We start from the raw sequence: 20078 nt of genomic DNA on the forward strand, positions 1-20078 counted from the left end.
GGCACAGGTTCGCGATCTTGGTGCGAGCACCGCGGGCGTGGTGCTCGCGACGTTCGCGGTGGCCGCGCTTGTCGTGCTCCCCTTCACCGGTCGGGTCATCGACCGGCGAGGGCCGCTGCCCGTCGCCATCGCGGGAACGGTCGCCGCGGCCGTCGGGTCCATAGGGCTCGGGCTCGCGTCCAGCGAGCCAGCGGTGATCGCGGCGGCCGGCATGCTCGGTGCGGGTATCGCGGTGATCCAGCCCGCGCTGGCCACGATGATCGTGTGGTGCTCGACGCCGGCGACGCGCTCGCGTGCCTTCGCGACGCAGTTCTTCCTCAACAACCTGGGCCTCGGTCTCGGTGGCCTGCTGGGCGGGCTGCTGGTGGACACGGCGCACCCGTCGAGCTTCGTTCGCCTCTTCGCGATCGAGTCCGTGATGTTCCTGGTGCTGGGCGCGGCGATCGCCACCGTGCGGTTGCCCCAGGTCCCGAAGGTCGAGGACGCGATACCGGCCGACAAGGGTGCCAAGGGCGGATGGCGTGTGCTGCTCGCTGACCGGGCGATGGTCCAGCTCTGTGTGCTGGGCTTCGTGATGTTCTTCGCCTGCTACGGACAGTTCGAGTCGGGACTCTCGGCGTTCGCGGTGGAGGTCACCCGCATCTCACCCGCGACGTTGGGTGTGGCGCTGGCGGCCAACACGGCGGTCATCGTGATCGCCCAGTTCGTGGTCCTCAAACTGGTCGAGGGGCGACGACGCAGCCGGGTGATCGCTCTGGTCGGGCTCATCTGGACGGTGGCCTGGGTGGTCGCCGGGGCTTCCGGCCTGATCCACGGCAGCCAGGCGATGGCCACGGCGGCGATCATCTCGACGTACGCGCTGTTCGGGCTCGGCGAGGCGATGCTGTCGCCGACCGTGGCGCCGCTGGTGGCCGACCTCGCGCCCGGTTCGCGGGTGGGGCAGTACAACTCGGCGTTCGCGCTGGTCAAGCAGCTCGCCCTGGCGGTGGGGCCGGCGGTGGGTGGCCTGATGGCGGGCGGTGGTCTGTACGTGGCGTACATCGTGATGCTCATCGGGTGCTCGCTCGGCATCACGGCGCTGGCGCTGCGGATGGGGCGGCGGCTCACGCCACTCCAGGACAACCCGCTGCACGCCGCGACAACCCCCGCGACCGTTCCCGGCCCCAGCCCGCGCGCGGAGGCCGACGCTGGGGCTCCGATAGCCGAGCCCCAGCGGGGGTCAGTGACCACGGCTGCCTGAGCCCGGAGGCTCCGGCGACGGGTGTGCTGAGCCCGGCCCCGCCACGACACGCCCCGGCTGACGCACGCCGGGGGTCAGTGGCGGGGCAGGGCGAACTCGCACCACACCGCTTTGCCTCCGTCGGGGGTTCGGCGTGAGCCCCAGGACGAGGCGATGGTGGCGATGATCGAGATGCCGCGGCCGGCCTCGTCGGCCGGTTCGGCGCGGCGGCGCCGGGGCAGGTGGTCGTCCCCGTCCGTCACCTCGATGATCAGTCGGCGATCGGTGCGCCGGAGGCGCAGGCGCATGGGGGGTGTGCCGTGTTGCAGGGAGTTGGCGACGAGTTCGCTGGTGGCCAGGACGCCGAGGTCGCGGAGCTCGGTCGGGAACCGCCAGCTCGCGAGGACGCCCGAGGCGAAGGCACGGGCGCGGGGCGCGGCCTCGACACCGCCGAGCAGTTCGAGCGCGGCGTTGTGGAAGAGCTCGGCGTCGTGCCCGGTGCGGGCGGGGTGCTGGAGCACCAGGACGGCGACGTCGTCGTCGTGGTCGGCGGTGATGCCGAGCGACCGGATCAGCCGGTCGCACATCACCTGGGGCGAGCCGGCGGCGCCGGCGAACGCGCGCTCCAGGTCGGCCACTCCCTCGTCGATGTCCCGGTCCCGCCGTTCGACCAGGCCGTCCGTGTACAGGACGGCGCTGGACCCGGGGCTCAGTGGTACCGAGCCCGAGGCGTGCAGCCACCCGCCGGTGCCCAGCGGCGGCCCGGTGGGCTCGGCGGCGCGGTGCACCGTGCCGTCGGGGTCGCGGACCAGGATGGGCAGGTGCCCGGCGGAGGCGTAGATGAGCCGGCCCTCGTTGGGGTCGTGGACGGCGTAGACGCAGGTGGCGATCTGGCTGGCGTCGATCTCGGCGGCTAGGCCGTCGAGGAGTTGCAGCACCTCGTGCGGTGGGAGGTCGAGACGGGCGTAGGCGCGTACGGCGGTGCGCAACTGACCCATGACGGCCGCCGCGCGCAGGCCGCGGCCCATGACATCGCCGATGACCAGGGCCGTGCGGCCGGCGCCGAGGGTGATCACGTCGTACCAGTCGCCGCCGACCGCCGCCTCCGTGCCGCCGGGTTGGTAGGTGGCGGCGACGCGTAGGTCGTCGGGTTGTTCGAGCTTCTGTGGGAGGAGGCTGCGCTGGAGGGTGACGGCGGCCTCGCGTTGGCGGCGCTCGCTGACGCGGAGGCGCTCGACCGCCTCGACCTGGTCGGTGACGTCGGCGGCGTAGACGAGGACGCCCCGGTAGAAGGTGGTGGGGTGCTGGGCGGGCGGGACGGTACCGAGCGGAGCGTCGTCGGCGGGGGCGGCCGGGGCCGGGTGGCTCGGCGTGCCGATGATCAGTCGGGCGGGTGACGGGCCGTCGTCGGTCGGCGCGTCAGGTGGAGTGGGTCGCGGGGCGTCCCCGTCCTGGGAAGCGTCGTGTGACGGTTCGGCGTGTGACGGCCGGGACGCGTCAGGTGCCGCCGGGGCTGCGGCGTTGTGCGCCCGGGACGGGTTCGTCGGGGCGCCGGGGGTGGAGTCCGCGAGCCGGGGGTCGGTGGGCGCGGAGTCGGTGACGGCGGGGGCCGGTGCGGTGTCGGCCTCGGTGGTCGGGTTGGCCTCGGGGATGGCGTGCGAGGCCGAGGGGGCAGTGCTGTGCGGGGTGGGGGTCGCTTCGGTGGCGGCGGCCGAGGTGGTGTCGGGGTGACTGGCGGCGGCGAGCGGTGGCGCGACCTGGATGGGGGTGCAGGTGAAGGTGTAGTAGCTGTCGCGGGCGCGCGGTGCGGCGGCGGGTGCCGCGCGCGGGGCCAGGCGGGCGGCGCCCGGCCAGTGCCAGCCGCGGGTTTGTCGCTCGGGCCCACCCCGGGCGCCGGGCACCGCGCGGGGTTCCGGGTCAGCGTGGTGGAGCGGCTCGATGGCCGGATCGGCGAGCGGGTCGGCGACTGCCTCACAGATGGGGTCGGCGGTCAGGTCGGTGGCCTGGGCTGGAGCCGACGCCGGGGCTGGAGCCGACGCCTGGGCTGGGGCTGGGGCCGGTGTCGCGGGCGAGTCCGTGGTGGACGCCGTGGCGGGCTCGGCGGGGGTGGTCGCGGTACGGGGTGCGCCGGCGTCTCGGGCCCCGCCGCGCATCACGCCCGGGGCCGGGGCCGGGGTCGCGCCGCGAGGGTGGGCGGCTTCGGCGGTGGTGTCCGTGCCGTGCGGGGGGCTCGGGGCGCGGTGCGGTGCGGTGGCCGGTTCGGGTGCCGCTGCCTGTGCCGCTGCCGGGCTGGCGTCCGGGCGACGTTCCGTGGCCGGGCCTCGGTTCGTCGCGGCGTCGCCTTCCGTGGCCGGGCCGTCGTCGGGGGCCGGGTCGCCGTCCACCGCCGGGGCGGGTCCCGTGGTCGAGCCATCTCCCGTGGTGGCCGCGGAACTGGCGGCGGCCGGGCCGGTCGCCGCCGACGCGGTCGGCGTGGTCGCGGTGGTGGCGGCATCGGCCGGTGCGTCACCAGGCGACGCCTCGGCGTGCGGCGTGGAGTCGGGCGGACGGGAGTCGGGCTGGGCCGACGTGTCCGGTTCGGGTGGTGCTGTCGGGCGGGAGGTGACGGGCGGGGCGGACGGTCCGCTGGCGCCGCGGAGCACGCCGCGGAGGAGGGCGGTTCCGCCGATGCGTACCGCCCCGCCGCCGGCGCGCGCCGGCCGGCCGTCGGTGCGGGTCGGGGCGCCGTCTGCCCGAGCCGGGGTGCCGGTGGCGCGGGACGGGGTGCCGTCCGTCGTGGGTGCGTCGTCGGTGGCGAGGGCGGGCGCCGGGCCGGTGGGTGCGGTCGGTGGCGTGTCGGGGCGCGGGGTTGGCTGGGTGGGGGCGCGCGGGCTCGCGTGCGCGGGTTCCGCGCCCGGTGCGGGTGGTGTCGCCAGGCCGCCGCGCGGCACGCGGCGCGACTTGACCGTACGGGGCGTGCCGCTGCGCAGCACCTGGTCCATCAGCGGCAGCAGCCCCATCTCCTGGAGTTCGGGGAGCGCCTCGCGGGCGGGCAGGCCGGGGGTGCAGGTGCCGAAGAGGGCCGCGTACGCCTCGTTGACGTACGCGATGCGGTGGTCAGGGCCGTAGACGACCGCGACCGGGGCCGGGACCTGGGTGAACAGGGCCTGGGCCGACAGTTCTTCGAGGGTGGGGACCTCGGCGGGGTCGGGGCGGGAGCCGGTGGTGGCCTCGGGGCCGGCTCCGGCGGTGCCCCGTTCGCCGCGGGCCGCCGGGACGGAGCCGGCGGCCGTCGACGGGGTGCGCGCCGCGCGGTCACCGCGAGCGGCACGTCGCTGGGAACCAGGGAAGAGGACGCTCCAACGCGTGAAGTTCACAGAGGATTACCTCGCGGAGTCGTGGCAGAGCGGCGCACCGACGCGGGGTGGCGGACAGCAGTGCGGGGGCGTGGCCCCTGGGAGATGCGGCAAACGTCCAGATCCTCGTGCTTGTCACTCTTCGCAGATACGAGCCCACCCATGGTCACACGTCCAGTGTGGCCGACCGGACTGACATCCGTCAGACGCCAGTCGCGCCGGGGGAGTTCCCGGCTCCGCGTGTGCGGTGCGACGCGCCGCTAGCTGGCTTCCGGGTGGCGGCCGGTGCCGGCGGCGAGTTCGAACTCGGCGCGCGGGTGTTCCAGCGAGCCGAGCGACACGATCTCCCGCTTGAACAGCCCGGACAAGGTCCATTCGGCCAGCACCCGCGCCTTGCGGTTGAGGGTCGGCACTCGGCTGAGGTGATAGGCCCGGTGCATGAACCATGCGGGGTACCCCTTGAGCTTGCGGCCGTAGACGTGCGCCACGCCCTTGTGGAGGCCGAGCGAGGCCACCGAACCGACGTACTTGTGCGCGTAGTCGGCGAGCGGCTGGTCGCGCAGGGTGGCGACGATGTTGTCGGCAAGCACCCTGGCCTGGCGCACGGCGTGCTGGGCGTTGGGGGCGCAGAGCGCGTCGGGCTCGTCCGAGGTGACGTCGGGTACGGCGGCGGCGTCGCCCGCGGCCCAGGCGTGGTCGACGTCCTTCAGCCGCAGCGCCGGGGTGCACGGCAGCCGACCGCGGCCGTTGGTGGGCAGGTCGGTGGCGGCCAGGAGCGGGTGCGGCTTGACGCCCGCGGTCCACACGAGCGTGCGCGTCGGCAGCCGGGTGCCGTCGTTCAGGACGGCCACGCGGTTCTCGCAGGAGTCGAGCCGCGTCTCCAGGCGTACGTCGATGTTGCGCCTGCGCAGCTCGCGCACGGCGTACTGGCCCATCTCCTCGCCGACCTCCGGGAGGATGCGGTCGGTGGCCTCGACCAGCACCCATTTCAGGTCATCTGGTGAGAGGTTGTGGTAATAGCGCGCGGCGTATCGCGCCATGTCCTCAAGCTCGCCGAGCGCCTCGACGCCCGCGTAGCCGCCGCCCACGAAAACAAAGGTGAGCGCGGCGTCCCGGACCTCCGGGTCGCGGGTGGACGAGGCGATGTCGAGCTGTTCCAGGACGTGATTACGCAGCCCGATGGCCTCCTCGACGGTCTTGAAACCGATTCCAAATTCGGCCAATCCGGGGATCGGGAGAGTACGGGAAACGGACCCGGGCGCGAGTACCAGCTCGTCGTAGTGAATCTCGATCGCGCCGGCGCCTTCCTCGGCGGTCGCGAGAGTGCGGACGGCGGCGGTGCGCTTGGCGTGATCAATCGTCGTGACCTCGCCAATGACCACCTGGCATCTCGGCAAGATCCGGCGCAGCGGCACCACTACGTGCCGCGGGGAGATCGAACCGGCCGCCGCCTCGGGGAGAAACGGCTGGTAGGTCATATACGGCTCGGGGTCGACCACGATGACCTGGGCCTCGCTGCGCTTCAGCTTCCGCTGGAGGCGCAGCGCGGTGTACATCCCGACGTAGCCACCGCCGACAACAAGAATGCGCGCGGGTTCCTTCACCCTCCCATGACGCACCCCCAACCGGACTTTGTCCACAGCCCTGACGAAATGTATGACCGGAGGGTTCGGGGGAAGTGGAGGCTTTGGTTCGGTCACATGACTGGAAGGTGCGCAGGTCAGCGCGCGATCGCGGGGCATTGGGCCAGCGGCGAATCGGGAGAGATCGGCCGCGTACTCCGATCGGGGGGCGCTCTGGACGGAACTACCCCTTCATTCTTGACCTGGGCTCAACTATGTTCGTACTTCGTCGGGGTGTCGACACAGCCCCGGCAGCCAGGGCGGGGAGTCTCCGGGGGGAGACGTTCATTACCGGGGGATCGGTTATGCACATTCAGAGTTCGCATTGGTCATCCAGCGTTGCCACGACGGACGGGGGGAATGGCCGCAATACGCCGCTGCGCGTAGACGCTCAGCGCAATCTCGAACACGTGCTGCGAGCTGCCCGTGAGGTGTTCGGGGAGCTTGGTTACGGGGCGCCGATGGAGGACGTGGCGCGCCGGGCCCGAGTCGGGGTCGGCACGGTCTACCGGCGGTTTCCCAGCAAGGACGTGCTGGTCCGCCGGATAGCCGAGGAGGAGACGGCGCGCCTCACTGACCAGGCGCGCGCCGCGCTCCGCCAGGAGGACGAGCCGTGGTCGGCGCTGTCGCGCTTCCTGCGGACCTCGGTGGCATCCGGCGCGGGCCGGTTGCTGCCGCCGCAGGTGCTGCGGGTGGGCGTCGACGCGGAGGCGGAGGCCGAGGAGGCCCGTGTTCCGCACCAGCGACAGTCGCCGCCCGCCGCACCGGAGTTGCGGCTCGTGGAGCAGCGCAGCACGCCGGACTCGCCGGAGGGCGTCGGAACCGACGTCGCGGCGGGTGTGGGCGCGCCGGGTGCCGGCTCGGGCGCGATGGCGCCGGTGGCCGCCGCGCCGACAGGGCCCACGGCGGTGCACGGCACGGTGAGCAACGGAACGGCGCAGCAGAATCCGGACGACGGCGGTGCCACGGCGCTGCTCGAGGTCGTCGGCAAGCTCGTGGACCGCGCGCGGGCCGCGGGTGAGCTGCGGGCGGATGTCACGGTCGCGGACGTGCTGTTGGTGATAGCGACGGCTGCCCCGTCGCTGCCCGACGCGGCACAGCAGGCGGCGGCGTCGGCCCGGCTGCTCGACATCCTGCTGGACGGGCTCCGCTCGCGCCCGGTGGCCTGACCTCACCGTCACCCACCAGCGCGGCGAGCACCCGCCGGGTGCGGGCACGTGCCTGTGCCCGTATCCGGCGAGATCGACGGTCGCTCATGGGCCCGCGTTCCGTTCCCACGGCGCGCGGGCCCATGGGGCCGACGCCTGACTCGGCCACGGACCAGCTAGCCAGTCAGGCAGCCAGGCAGCCAGGCAGCGCCCTCCATCGGCTCGTGCCCGTTGGCCGCTGGCCTGGCCAACCCATCGCCGGGCAGGCCCCTGCCAGCCGGCCAGCACTCGGCCGGCCCGCGCTCGGCCAGCCTGTGCTCGCCGGCCCGCGCTGAGCCAGCCGTAGGCCGAGCCAGCCGTACGGGCGGCCAACCCTCCGCGGAGTCGCCCCGCCGCGAGACCAACCCGCCGCGCGGCCACCAGCGCCGCGGGGCCGAGGCCAGCCGTGGAGCCGGCCCGCCAGCGCGTCGGCCCGCCGTCGGGCCAGCCCACGCCGAGGCCGCCGCCAGCGCCGCCAACTCGGCGCGAGACCCACCCTCACGGAGCACCTCCGCACGGAGCAATCCCGCACGGGGCCAACCTCACACGGGACCGACCCCGCGCGATGCCGACTCGTCGCCACGCCCAACCCAGCACGAGGCCGACTCCGCGCGTGAGCGACTGTTCGCTCCGGCAACGCATGTGGCCAACACATCCGATCGCTCGGCCGCCCGGCGCGCTGGCGACCTGCCGGGGCACCCACCCGCCGGTTGTGCGGACGTCAGGGGTTGCCGTGCGGAGGGTGGTGTGGGGGTGGGTGGGTCGGGGTGAGGAGTGCAGAAAGGGTTCCCCATTTGGGTGAACCGTGGGGGCTCACCCTTGCGAAGCAACCCCGGGAGGGTGGTTGCTGGAAGGGACAGGACTGGGTCAGCAACCGCTGTGACACGCTTGCCGCGTGTTCGGGTCTGAGGGTGCGTACGGGGGCTACGTCGATGGGCGTTGAGGGGCCGGACGAGCGATGCGGTCGTGAAGAGGACGGGGTGACCGACGCCGAGTCGTACCCCTCCGACGGCGGCCTCCCGCCCGGTCAGATACCTGGCCAGGGCGGTCCGTCCGAGCGCCAGTCCGTCCCCGGGCCGCCACCACCCAGGAACCGACCGAGCGAACCCCGGCCCGCCGAACCCCGGTCCGCCGAATCGCGACCGGCCGAGCCCCGACCGGCTGAACCCCGGTCCGATGAACCCCGACCGGCCGAACCCCGGACCGACGAACCCCGGTCCGCCGAACCGCGATCGGCCGAACCCAGCGTCCCGCAGCAGCGGGCCAGGACCGGTCAGCAGGCGCGGCCGGGGCGTGGCGGGGCGCGGCCGGACGGTGGTGAGTCGGCGGATGGCGGAGCCGGCGCGGGGGGCGGGACCGGTGTGTCGGCCGGGGCCGACGAGGCGGCCGGGGCCGGCGTGGTCGCTTCGGGGGCCGGGGAGACCGCCGAGGCCGAGGGACGGGTCGCGGGTGGGGATTCCTGCGGTGGCTCGGTGGGTGATCCGCCATTGCCCGACACGGAGTTGCTGGACCAGATGCGGGCCGGCGGGGACGAGGCGTACGGGAGCGCGTACGAGGAGCTGTACCGGCGCCACGCGCCAGCCGTGCGCCGGTACGCCCGGAGCTGTTGTCGGGACGCGGACACGGCGGACGACCTGACGGCCGAGGTGTTCGCCCGTACGTTGCAGGCCGTGCGGGGTGGCGCCGGGCCGCGTACGGCGGTGCGGGCCTACCTGCTGACGACGGTGCGCCGGGTGGCGGCGGCGTGGACGAAGACCGCCAGGCGCGAGCAACTGGTCGAGGACTTCGCGGTGTTCGCCGAGACGGCGGCGGCCCGGGCGGCGGCACGCGACGAGGGCACCCCGGGGTTCGACTTCGACGCGGGCGCGGACGTACGGGCGATGCACGAGGCGGAGCGGACGCTGGCGGTGCGGGCGTTCCGTAGCCTGCCCGAGCACTACCAGACCGTGTTGTGGCACACCACGGTGGAGGACGAGCCGTTGCGCGAGGTCGCGCCGCTGCTCGGGCTGACGGACAACGCGACCGCGGTCCTCGCGCACCGGGCGCGCGAGAAGCTCAAGCAGGCGTATCTCCAGGCGCACGTCAACACGGCGCAGGTGGCGAGTGGGGAGTGCGCGCGGTACGCGGACCGGCTGGGGGCGTACGCCAGGGGCGGGCTGCGGGTGCGGGCCGAGCGCGGGTTGCGCAAGCACCTTGAGGAGTGCGCCGCGTGCCGCATGGCGGCGCTTGAGGTGGCGGACGTGAACGCGCGGCTGCGGGCGGTGCTGCCGGTCGCGGTCATCGGTTGGTTCGCCGCCGGGTACGCGGCCAAGGCCGCGGGCATCGCGGCCGGCGCCACCGGCGCCGGGGCGGCCACCGGCGCGGCAGCGGCGGCGAGCGGGTCGACGGGCGGAGCGGCCGGTGGCCTGGCCGGCTCGGGCGCGGCGGCCTCCGGCCGCGGGGCCACGGGAGGCGGGGCGGGCGCCGGGGCCGGCGCGGCCGGGGAGGGGCTCGGGTCCACGGCCAAGGTGGGCATCGCGGCGGGCGTGGTGGTCGTGGCGGGGGCGATCCTCGCGTACGCGCTCTCGGGCGGGTCCGAGCCGAAGGAGGAGCCGCAGGCCAAGGAGCCGACGATCGCGGTGCCCGGCACCCCGCACAACCCGCCGCCGGAGCCGAGCCCCCCGCCGCCCCCACCGGCCGAGCCCGCGCCGCCACGGCCGAAGCCGGCCGCGACCAGGCCCACGCCGGCCCCAAGGCCCGAACCCACGCCCAAGCCGACGGTGCCCACGCCGGCGCCCCGGCCGACGCCTTCCACGCCGGCCCCCCAGCCGCCCCCGCCGAGCCCGACACCGCCACCCGCGACGACTCCCCCGCCCAAGCCCAAACCCACCCCGACACCTACGCCCACGCCGAGCCCGGAGCCGACGGTCTACCAGGTCAACCGGTTGGAGTACGCGGGCGTCGGCGACGGCACCAAGCCGGAGCTGCGGCTCGTCGAGAGCAGCCCGTTGTGGCAGCGCGAGGAACTGTCGATCGGCGGCAAGCGGTACGCGCACGGGGCCACGATGCACGCGCCGGCGTCGGTGACGATCGACCTGAACCGCACGTGCACGACGTACGAGGCACACGTCGGACTCGACGACCTGACGCAGGGCGTGGGCGCGGCGCGGTTCGCCGTCTACGGCGGTGAGACCAGGTTGTGGCGCTCCGGGATCGTGCGGGCGGGTCAGCCGGCCGTTCCGGTGCGCGTCTCGCTGGCCGGGCAGGAGTCCATCCGGCTGGTGGTGGAGCCGCACTCGGTCTTCGGCCGGGTGGCGCTCGGGGACTGGGCCCAGTCGCGCATCGGGTGCCGGTAGGGCGGGTGCCGGCGTGGGCGGGTGCCCGTAGGGGCGGGTGCCGGCGTGGGCCTACGGACGCATCGGTGGCCGTACGTGCGCATCGGTGGCCGTGCGTACGTGCGTGCGTGCGTGCCGGTCATGGTGCGGGCGGGGGGAACGTACCGGTGGCAGGTCGGGCGCGGTCGGGAGCCGGTGGGTACGGGCTGGGGCAGCGGGCTGCGGGACGGTGGGCAGCGGGGCGGTGGGACGGTAGGAGGCGGGTGTTCCGGTTGCCGTCCTTTTCGCCTGGTAGACCCGTTTGGTTCATCAACGGGGGTTAGCTTGCCCGGCAGCGACCCCCCGGGTCGCGGCGTCCCTCCCCCGTGTCCCCGCAGGAGTTCCCATGCGTCGTCATCTCTCCGTGCCGGTGGCCGTCGCCGTGCTGGCCGCCGCCGTCCCCGCGCTCACCGGCAGCAGCCCGGCCACCGCGCGCTCCGGCGACGCGGCGCCCGGCCACGCCCGGTCGAAGCCGCTGGTGATCGCGCACCGCGCGGGCACGGCCGACGCCCCGGAGAACACGCTGGTGGCCATCCGTACGTCCCTGCGGGCCGGGGCCGACGGGCAGTGGCTGAGCGTCCAGGCAACCCGGGACGGCGTTCCCGTGCTGTACCGGCCCACGGACCTCTCGTCACTCACCGACGGCTCCGGGGCCGTCGCGGACCACCGGTTGCGCGACCTGGCCCCGTTGAACGCGGGGTACCACTTCAAGGACGAGCGGGGCGGGTACCCGTACCGCGCGCGTCCGGTGCGCATTCCGACGCTGGCCGCCGCGTTGGACGCCGTCCCCGTGGGCAAGCAGGTCTACCTCGACCTCAAGCAGGCGCCGGCCCGGCACGTCGTGGACGCGGTGACGCGGGTGTTGGACGAGAAGCGGGCGTGGGGGCGGGTGCGGTTGTACTCGACCGACGCGGAGGTCACCGGGTTGCTGGCCAAGGACCCGCGGGCGCGGGTGGCCGAGTCGCGGGACGCGACGCGGCAGCGGCTCGCCGAGGTGGCCCTGGAGCGCGCGTGCAAGAGCACACCGCCCGCGGGCTCGTGGGCCGGGTTCGAGTTGAAGCGGCAGGTGACGCTCCAGGAGAAGTTCACCCTGGGCACCGGGGAGTCCGCCGTCACCGCCCAACTGTGGACCCGCGAATCCGTCGACTGCTTCCGCTCGGCGGACAAGGGGCGTCCCAAGAGCCGCACGCCCATCGTGATGCTCGGCATCAACACGCCCCAGGACCTGCGCACCGCGACGCGGCTCGGCGCCACCGCCGTCCTCGTCGACTCCCCCCGGCAGATGATCCGGGACCGGCACGACCACTGAGCCCCGCGCGCCTACCGGCCGACCCCGCGCGCCCGCCGCCCGCCACGCACCGCTGAACCCGCCAGCCCGCCCACTCGCCAACCCACCAACCCGCCAGCCCGCCAGCCCGCCAGGCGAAGGCGAGCTGGAACGGGTCAGGACGGATCAGGGTGGGTCAGGACGGGTCACGACCCGGCCGGGGCGGGCCCGGGCGGTGGTGGGTCGGACGCCGCCAGGACGTCGCTGATCAGCGCGACCGTGGCGGAGACCGAGAGCCCACGGCCCGCCGCGCGCAGGGCGGCGCACTCCGTGTCGCCGATTGCCTCCCCCACCGCGCGGGCGGTGCCGTCCGTCGTGGCCCGGGCCAGCGGGGTGCGTGGCAACCGGTCGCGCCAGCCGTCGGCGGCGCCGAGCAGCCTGGCCGCCGCGCGTTGCTCGCCCCGCTTGACCAGTACGTACGCGGTGGTCTCGGCCGCGTGGGCGAGCAGCACCTCCGTACAGTTCGCCGCGCTGCCATCGGCCAGCGCGTCCCGCAGCCGGCGCAACCCGCCGCGCGCGTCGCCCTCCTCGGCGGCGATCCGCCCCTCCAGGCTGCTCAGCACCACGGTGAACTGCGGGGGCGGAGAGGCGTGCCGGGCCGCCTCGCGGGCCTGGTCGGCCAGGGCGCGGGCGCTCGCGACGTCGCCGCGCGTCAGCTCGATGGACGCGCGCAACGACCTGTTGAACGCCCGCGCCTCCACCCCACCGAACCGCTCCGCCTCCGCTTCCGACTGGTCGAGCAGCGCGAGCGCGGCGGTGGGGTCGCCGCAGGAGAAGGCGAGTTCGGCGAGGCGGGAGATGAGGAAGGGGGTCTCGGTGTACGCGCCCAGCTCGCGCGCGAGGCGCAGGGCCTCGCGGTAGTGGGCGCGGGCCTCCGCGTAGCGGCCGTGGACCGCCGCCAACTCGCCGCTGGCCTCGTTGACCTGGGTCAGCATCCAGCGGTCGCCCACCCGGCGGCAGATCTCCTGTAGTTCGGCCCAGTCGCGGTCGACGCGGTGGATGCCGCCGGTCATGTCGATGGTCAGGTGGGTGCGGAACATCAGCGTGACGCCGAGCGCCCAGTCGTCGCCGTCGCGGCGGCAGTTCTCCGCCGCCTGGTCGAGCAGCGGCGCGACGCCCGCGTGCCCGTCCGTGAGGTACCCGGCGAACGGCCACAGCAGCCCGGGGAACCGCACGCCGACCTTCCCCCGCTGGCCGGCGTACGCGTCGCGGATGGCACGAGCCGCGGCCAGCGCCTCCGGGTCGCCCAGCACCTCGGCCGACCGCTGCTCGGACAGCAGGAGGTAGAGGAGGAGTTGCAGGTCGAGGCGGCGCCAGTAGCGCGCGACGGCGGCCGGGTCGTCCGCCGACGGCGGGCCGTTGAACTCGGGTTGCGCGCCGGAGCCGCCGCGCGCGTCGGGTTCGTGGATCGCGGGCCAGGCGCGGGTCCGGGCGCGGGCGGCCCCGCGCTCGGCGGGACCGCACCCGGCGGAGTCGCGCCCGTTGCCGTCGGTTCCGTGGGAGGCGTACGTGTCGGAGACGTACGCACCGGGGCCGGGCGTTCGGGTGCGGGGCGGCTCGTGCGCCGCGAGGTGGTGCGCCGACTCGAAGGCCAGCGAGCGGCGGACCCAGCCCGCGCCCTCGGCCCGGTAGTCGCGCAGCCACCAGAACCAGCCGAGGGCGAAGACGAGGTCGACCGCCATCTCCGCGTCGGCGATGCCGTTGCCACGGTCGTGGTCGTGGTGGTGGCCGTGGAGGTTGTGGATGTGGTCGTGGTCTTTGTGACCGCTGTGACTGCTGTGGCTGCGGTCGTGGTTGTCGCTGAGGCCGCCGCTGGCCGGGTGGTCGGGGCTGGTGGGGCGCGTGGTGGCGGTGGTGGCAGGGTGCTCGGCCGGAGTGAGGCAGCGGTGCAGCGCCGCGCGGACGTTGTCGAGTTCGGTCTCCACGCGGCGCAGCCAGGGCAGTTGGTCGGCGGAGCGGAGCCGGGGTTCGGCGGTCTGGGCCAGGTCCCGGAAGTAGCGGGCGTGCCTGCGGGCGGTCACGGTGCGCTCGGCCCGGCCGCGCGGGCTGGCCAGCGCGCGTTCGGCGACGCGCTCGCTGACGTACTCGTGGATGGTCTCCAACATGCGGTACCGCGCGTCGCCGCCGGTACCGTCGGCGGCGACCGGCGTGTGCCTGACGACCAGGAGCGACTTGTCGACCAGCGCGCCGAGCAGGTCGAGCACGTCGGCGGGGTCGATGGCGTCGGCGGACGCCGTGGCGGGGGCGGGCGCGGCGGAGCGGGGCGCGCGGGCGGAGTCGAGGCGCGCGGGCGGCTCGGGTGGCGCGTCCGAGCAGACCGCCTCCGCCGCCGACAGGTCCCACCCACCGGCGAAGACCGAGGCGCGGAGCAGCACGGTGCGCTCGCGCTCGTCGAGCAGGTCCCACGACCAGTCGACCACCGCGCGCAGCGTCTGCTGGCGCGGCAGTACAGTCCGGCTACCGCTGGTGAGCAGGCGGAACCGGTCGTCAAGCCGGTCCGCGATCTGGCGCGGCGACAGCATCCGCAGCCGGGCCGCGGCGAGTTCGATGGCCAGCGGCAGCCCGTCCAGCCTGCGACAGATCTCGGCGACCGCCCCGGCCGTCTCCGGGTCGCGCGCCGGGTCGAAGCCCGGCCGCACGACCGCGGCGCGCTCGGCGAACAACTGGTGCGCCGGCGCGGGCGCCAGCGGCTCCACGGGGCGCACCGCCTCGCCCGGCACGCCGAGCGGCTCGCGGCTGGTGGCGAGCACGGTGACCTGCGGGCAGTGCGTGAGCAGGGTCTCGGCGAGTTCGGCCGCCGCCTCGATGACGTGCTCGCAGTTGTCGAGGATGAGCAGCAGCCTGCGGTGCGCGCAGTGTTCGACCAGGCGCGCGGTGGGCGACGTGCTCTCCGGCGCGGTGCGCGGTTCGAGCCCCCCGGCGTGCAGGTTCGTGTCGCGACGGCCGACGGCGCTGAGTACCGCGCCGGACACGTCGGCGGGGCTGTCCAACGGGGCGAGCTCGGCGATCCACACGCCGTCGGGGTACCCGGCGGCGACGGTGGCGGCGGCCTCCTCCGAGAGCCGGGTCTTTCCGGAGCCGCCGGGTCCGGTCAGCGTTATCAGCCGGGCGCCGGCCAACTCCCGCCGCAGCGACTGGATCTCGGCCCGCCGCCCGACGAAGCTCGTGAGCCGGGACCGCAGGTTGCCCCGCGGCGCCCCGGCGATCCCGCTCCCCGCTCCGGCCCCGGCCCCCGCCGCCGCGCCCGGCGTACGAGGGGCGCCCTGAGCGTCCGGGCCGCCCTGGGCGCCCTCTGCTGGCGCGGCCGGTCCGACCGGCGCCACCGGCGGCGCGGGCGAGGCGGAGGTGCCCCGGCCGGCTCGTTCGGGCCGCTCGTCGGGTCCGGGCTCCGCTGCCGCGGGCTGCTCCGTTCGTACGGCCTGGTCCGCCCGTACGGCCTGATCTGCTGGCACAGCCTGCGCGGCGGGGCCCGTACCCAGCTCGTCGGCCCCGACCCCAACCCCGACCCCGGACCCGGACCCGGCGCCGGGACGAGGCGGCGGCGTGTTCCGGCGGTGGGGCGGATCGGTCGGGGGCGGTGGGCTCGTCAGGAGTTCGGCGTGCAGGTGGCGCAGTTCGCTGCCCGGGTCGGTGCCGAGGCGGTCGGCGAAGATGCGGCGGGCCTCCTCGTACGCGGCCAGGGCGTCCGCCGAGCGGTCGGCGGCCCGCAGGGCGCGGATGAGTTGGGCGCGGAAGGGCTCGTCGAGCGGGTGTTGGGCGATGAGTTGGCGCAGCTCGGGTATGACGTCGGTGCCGTGGCCGAGCGCGAGCTCCGCGTCGATCCGCTGGTGGAGCGCGGTGAGGTGGAGCGCGTCGGCGCGGGCCGCGGCCACCGCGCGGTCCGGCAGGTCGGCGAGGGCCGGGCCGCGCCACAGGGCCAGCGCGTCGCGCAGCAGCGCGGCGGCCGTCGCGGCGTCGCCGGCTTCGAGGGCGCGCCGCCCGGCGCCCGCGCGCTGCTCGAAGACGGCCAGGTCGATCTCGTCGGGCGCGGCGGCGAGCCGGTAGCCGCCGGGGGCGGACTGGATGGCGGGCTTGCCCAGGTTGCGGCGCAGCCGTCCGACGAGCGCCTGGAGCGCGGCGGAGGCGTCGTGCGGCGGCTCGTCGCCCCACACGTCGTCGATCAGGGCCCTGGCCGGGACGAGCGCGGTGGCCGGGCGGGTGGCGTGCGCGGCGAGCGAGGTGAGCAGCGCGCGCAGGCGCGGGCCGCCGACGGGCAGGGGTTGCCCTCGGTGGTCGTACGCCTCGGTGGTGCCCAGGATCAGATACCGCACTCGCCCATTGTCCTCGTTCAGTTCGTCGAACCGCCGCTTTCACTCTCGCCGTCGCCCCCGGCGCCACCCGCCTGACGTGCGCCGATGCCGGACCGCTCGCGGGCCGGGCCCGGCGGTGCGGCGGCCCGGGAGCGACGACCACGAGGCGTTGACCATACGTCGGCTCGGCGCGACCCGCCGTCCCCGTGGCGGCGTGCCGGCGGTGGGAGGGGTGTCGCGGGGTGGTGAGGGGTGTTGAAGGGACGTCAGAGGCTGGGGCGCGGGACGACTCCGCCCGCCACGGCGCGCTGGCGGGGGGCCGCGCTGCCGGTCCAGCAGGTGCCGCGGCGGGCCAGCAGGCGGCGCAGCCACACCTCGGTGGAGACGAGTTCGGCGATGCCGTCCAGCGGGACGCGTTCGCCGTCGGCGGCGGCGCGCAGCGCCTTGCGCACCACGCGGGCCTCCACCAGGCCCGCGTCGGCGAGCAGCGGGGCGTCGAAGAGCGCGATCAGGTCGTCGATGGCGTGCCGCAGGCCGGCGCGGGCGGCGACGGTGTGGCTGGCGTGCGAGGGCGTGCCCCAACCGGGCGGCAGGTCGCGGATGCCGGCCCCGGCCAGCACGGCGCGCAGGACGGAGGACCGCGCCCCCGGCTGCACCCGGAGCGCTTCGGGGAGCGCGCGGCAGGCCCGTACCACCTGGTTGTCCAGGAACGGCGCGTGCAGTCGCTGGCTGCGGATCTCGGCGGCCTGCTCGAAGACGCGGTGGTCGGCGGCGTGCCGGGCCAGCGAGGCGTCGGCCCGGCGCTCGCCGGGGCGCCGTAGGAGGACCGGGCGGGCGGCGGCCGTCTCCAGACGAACCGATACTTCGGCGAGTGCCTCGCCGGTCAGCCAGCGCGCGGCCGGGCCCGGGCGGCACCAGGCGAGGGCGGCCAGCGACGCCCCGACGGCGCCGCCGATGCCGTCGCTCTCCGCGCCGTCGGCCTCGGCGAAGTGGCGGTCGAGCAGCTTGCTGGCCACCGCCTCGACGCCCTCGCGGTAGGGCGTGCGGGCCAGCTTGCGGGCCGCGCGGTAGACGGTGAAGGGGACGAAGAAGGAGTGCGCGGACGGGCCGTCGGCGCGGGCCAGGGCCGTGGCCGGGCGCAGCAGGTGCCGGCGGCGCCGGTCGAGGAGCAGGTCGGCGAGGCGGGCTGGGTGGGCGTCCAGGACCTGCCGCGCGCCGTGCCCGACGAGGTGGTCGGCGCTGCCGGCGGAGAGTCTGCGCCGGTGCCGCTCGGCGCTGACCAGGGCGGGGCCCGGTTCGTCGGTGAGCGGGCCGCGCTCCAGGGCCGCGTACGGCAGGGCCTCGGCGCCGGCTGCGACCACGACGTGGTGCAGGCGGGGGTTGGCGGCGATGACGCGGGCGCGTTCGAGTTCGGCCTCACGGACGCGGCCGGCGATCGTCGCCAGGTCGTTGAAGGTGACGGCGAGCAGCCGCTCGCCGGCCTCCGTGCCGTGCCCGAGCGGGGTGCCGGGCACGCCGGGCAGCCCGGCCGCGAGCAGCGCGAGGGTGCCGGAGGCGCTGCCGCCGGACAGGTCGGCGCCGACGCCGGCGGCGGGCGCGCCCCGGGCGGCGCGCCGCTCGGCGGGGCCCATGCCGGGCACGGGCCCCGGGTCGAGGCCCGGGCCCTCGGCCTCGGGGGCGTGCCGGGGCGCGGCGAGGCGCACCCGTACCGCCTCGATGAGCGCCTCGCGCACGCCCTCCACGGCCTGGCCGGGGTCGAGCTGGGGGGCGGCGACGGCGAGCGAGGCGGTGGGCTCGTAGCCGATGACGTCGCGCGAGCCGCCGCGCTGCGCGCCGCGCGAGCCGGCGTGCCGGGTGCCGTAGCCGGCGTCGCGGTAGGGCCCGTCGCCGTAGGCGGCGCCGTACGCGCCGTCGGCCCGGTGCGCGGTGCCGTACGGGCCGCCCGCCTCGTACCCGCCGGGCGGGTGACTCACCGGCCCGGCGCGGCCGTTGGCCCGGCCGTCCCGGTCGAAGCCGTCGGTGGGCGAACCGCCGCGCAGCACCAGCGCGTGGCCGGGCGGTACCCGGCGCACGCCCTGGTACGGGGTACCGTCGCCGATCGCCTCGGGCGAGTCGGGGCAGGCCAGCAGGGCGGCGAGGTGGCCGATGTCGAGTTGGGCCTCGATGAGGTCGGCGAGCGGCAGCGCGGCCGTCGCGTACGCCGTGCCGCCCTCCCAGGGCGTGTAGAAGACGGGGCGCGCGCCGGCCAGGTCGCCGGCGATGGTCAGGCGGCGGCCGATCTGGGCGACGGCCGTGTAGCTGCCGGGCCAGGCGGTGAGGTGGCGCAGGGCGCCGCCCCGGGCCGCGAGCAGTCCGGTGCGCAGCTCGTCGTCGCTGGCGCCGCAGCAGCCGAGCACGGCCAGCCGCGCCGCGCCGTCGGCGTGCACGACGCGGACCTCGTCGGGGCGCCAGTCGCCGACGGCCCACAACGGATCGAGGTCACCCCAGATGAGCTGGGCGCCGACCGGTTGCAGGGCGCCTTTCCGGGCGAGGGAGGGCCCCGAGGCGATGTTGCCCCACCCCACCAACCACCGCATCGCCGCCTCCACAGGCTGTGGACAACTAAGAAGGAGCAGCCATCATGCACAGTAAGCCCGCGCTTTCCGCATCGCCGGAGCCAACACGCGGGCGCCGGGAGCGCGCGGCCACTCCCCCAACGGGCCGACCACCACCGCGTGGTGCCTCTCCGTCGAGGCCAATGCTGCCACGTCCACGCGATTCGGGCGGGACGCGGTACGAGCCCTCACAGCCGAGCCCAGCAAAGCGAGCGACAGGCGAACCCGGGCCCACGTCACCACCACGTCGGGGCCAACTCCCGTCGAAATCCGGTCACTCATGCGCCATCTGGAAGGCCCGCCACCACCCCGCAGCGGGGCCTCTTCGTCACGCTGTGTGCTCACCCATCGGTCGGGCGAGGCCGAAGCGGAGGGACAGCGGAGCATGCGGGCGCGCGCCCGGAGCGGCTCAACGGGGCGCGGCGGCGGTTTGGTTCGGGAGAGGTCGCTCCGCCGCGGCACGGGCCCCGGGCGGCCGGCGCGGGGGCGGGGCCAGCCGCCGGGGCGGGGTGCGCGGCAGGCGGCGTACGGGCCGCGCGGCCGGGCCCGAGGAGGCTTGCGGGCGGGGGCCGGCCGGGCCTCGGGGGCCGCTCGGGCGGCGGCCGGCGGGCGGGGCGACCATGGCCCGAGACGCACGGACATCGATGCCGGCGGGCACCGCGCCGACCGCGGGCAGCGCCTCGCGGGGCCGGGTGCGGAGGGCGGGCGACCGGGCGCCGCCGGGCGCCTGACCGGCGCGGCGTGGGCTCCGGGTCGACGCTAAGCGGAATCCGTGGCGGTGCCCCGGGCACCTCGGGCGCGGCGGAACCGCCGGGGATGTGAATCGGCCAACCTCATCGCGGCGTTCGGGGCGCCCTCCACCCCGGTCGGGCCGACCGCCCGGGCCGCGCCGTCGATCGCGGCGCGCGGCGGGGCCGCCGCGGCGGTCCGAGAGGCGTACCACGCCTCTCGGACCGCTCCGCCACCCGCGGGGAATGAGGCGGCGGCGTCCCCCAGCCCACTCAGCCAGCGCACAGCGGGCCGACCCACGCACCCCAAGAGAAGCGCTCCCACTCAGGAGCGGGCAGAGCGCACGGCCGGGCGCACGGCCACACATGACAGGAGCACACGCCAGACCTCGCACGCCGTAACGGACCACAATCCCGCCATCCA

The 20078-nt window shown here is 75.8% G+C and carries 8 protein-coding genes and 1 pseudogene (1 of these 9 cut by a window edge); 4 read left to right on the plus strand and 5 right to left on the minus strand.

Going from position 1 to position 20078, the window contains the following annotated elements:
- Positions 1 to 1240, plus strand: partial view of an MFS transporter gene (locus H7H31_RS14225; RefSeq protein ID WP_232109832.1) — the 3' portion only. Its footprint begins 101 nt before the window's first position; only the last 1240 of its 1341 coding nucleotides appear in the window; its start codon lies beyond the left edge, outside the window; it ends in the stop codon at positions 1238 to 1240.
- Positions 1241 to 1314: 74 nt separating this feature from the next.
- Here H7H31_RS14225 and H7H31_RS34985 read toward each other — a convergent pair whose 3' ends face one another.
- The 3 genes and pseudogenes from H7H31_RS34985 to H7H31_RS14240 form a co-directional block, all read right to left on the minus strand.
- A complete protein-coding gene (locus H7H31_RS34985) occupies positions 1315 to 2871 on the minus strand; it encodes an ATP-binding SpoIIE family protein phosphatase (protein ID WP_372455955.1) in 1557 nt (518 codons plus the stop codon).
- Positions 2872 to 4236: 1365 nt separating this feature from the next.
- A pseudogene (locus H7H31_RS34990) lies at positions 4237 to 4575 on the minus strand (PAS domain-containing protein); the annotation flags it as partial.
- Between the two features lie 239 nt (positions 4576 to 4814).
- Positions 4815 to 6110, minus strand: coding sequence for an NAD(P)/FAD-dependent oxidoreductase (locus tag H7H31_RS14240; protein WP_254391223.1), 1296 nt, complete (start codon positions 6108 to 6110; stop codon positions 4815 to 4817).
- A gap of 371 nt (positions 6111 to 6481) precedes the next feature.
- Here H7H31_RS14240 and H7H31_RS14245 point away from each other — a divergent pair, with 371 nt between their 5' ends.
- From H7H31_RS14245 to H7H31_RS14255, 3 genes are all read left to right on the plus strand, one after another.
- A complete protein-coding gene (locus tag H7H31_RS14245; protein WP_187060087.1) occupies positions 6482 to 7345 on the plus strand; it encodes a TetR/AcrR family transcriptional regulator in 864 nt (287 codons plus the stop codon).
- 1532 nt (positions 7346 to 8877) lie between these two features.
- On the plus strand, positions 8878 to 10698 hold the full coding sequence (locus H7H31_RS14250; protein ID WP_408648003.1) for a sigma-70 family RNA polymerase sigma factor: 1821 nt from the start codon (positions 8878 to 8880) through the stop codon (positions 10696 to 10698).
- 364 nt (positions 10699 to 11062) lie between these two features.
- Positions 11063 to 12025 (plus strand): glycerophosphodiester phosphodiesterase family protein, encoded by a 963-nt coding sequence (locus H7H31_RS14255; RefSeq protein WP_187060176.1) that lies wholly within the window; start codon positions 11063 to 11065, stop codon positions 12023 to 12025.
- 164 nt (positions 12026 to 12189) lie between these two features.
- Here H7H31_RS14255 and H7H31_RS33905 read toward each other — a convergent pair whose 3' ends face one another.
- Positions 12190 to 16353 (minus strand): AfsR/SARP family transcriptional regulator, encoded by a 4164-nt coding sequence (locus H7H31_RS33905; protein ID WP_232109839.1) that lies wholly within the window; start codon positions 16351 to 16353, stop codon positions 12190 to 12192.
- A gap of 245 nt (positions 16354 to 16598) precedes the next feature.
- Complete coding sequence (locus tag H7H31_RS14265) at positions 16599 to 18908, minus strand: asparagine synthase-related protein (RefSeq protein WP_232109840.1); 2310 nt, start codon at positions 18906 to 18908, stop codon at positions 16599 to 16601.
- Between the last annotated feature and the right edge of the window lie 1170 nt (positions 18909 to 20078).

It is taken from the genome of Streptomyces buecherae, from assembly GCF_014295035.1.
Classification (GTDB): domain Bacteria; phylum Actinomycetota; class Actinomycetes; order Streptomycetales; family Streptomycetaceae; genus Streptomyces; species Streptomyces youssoufiensis.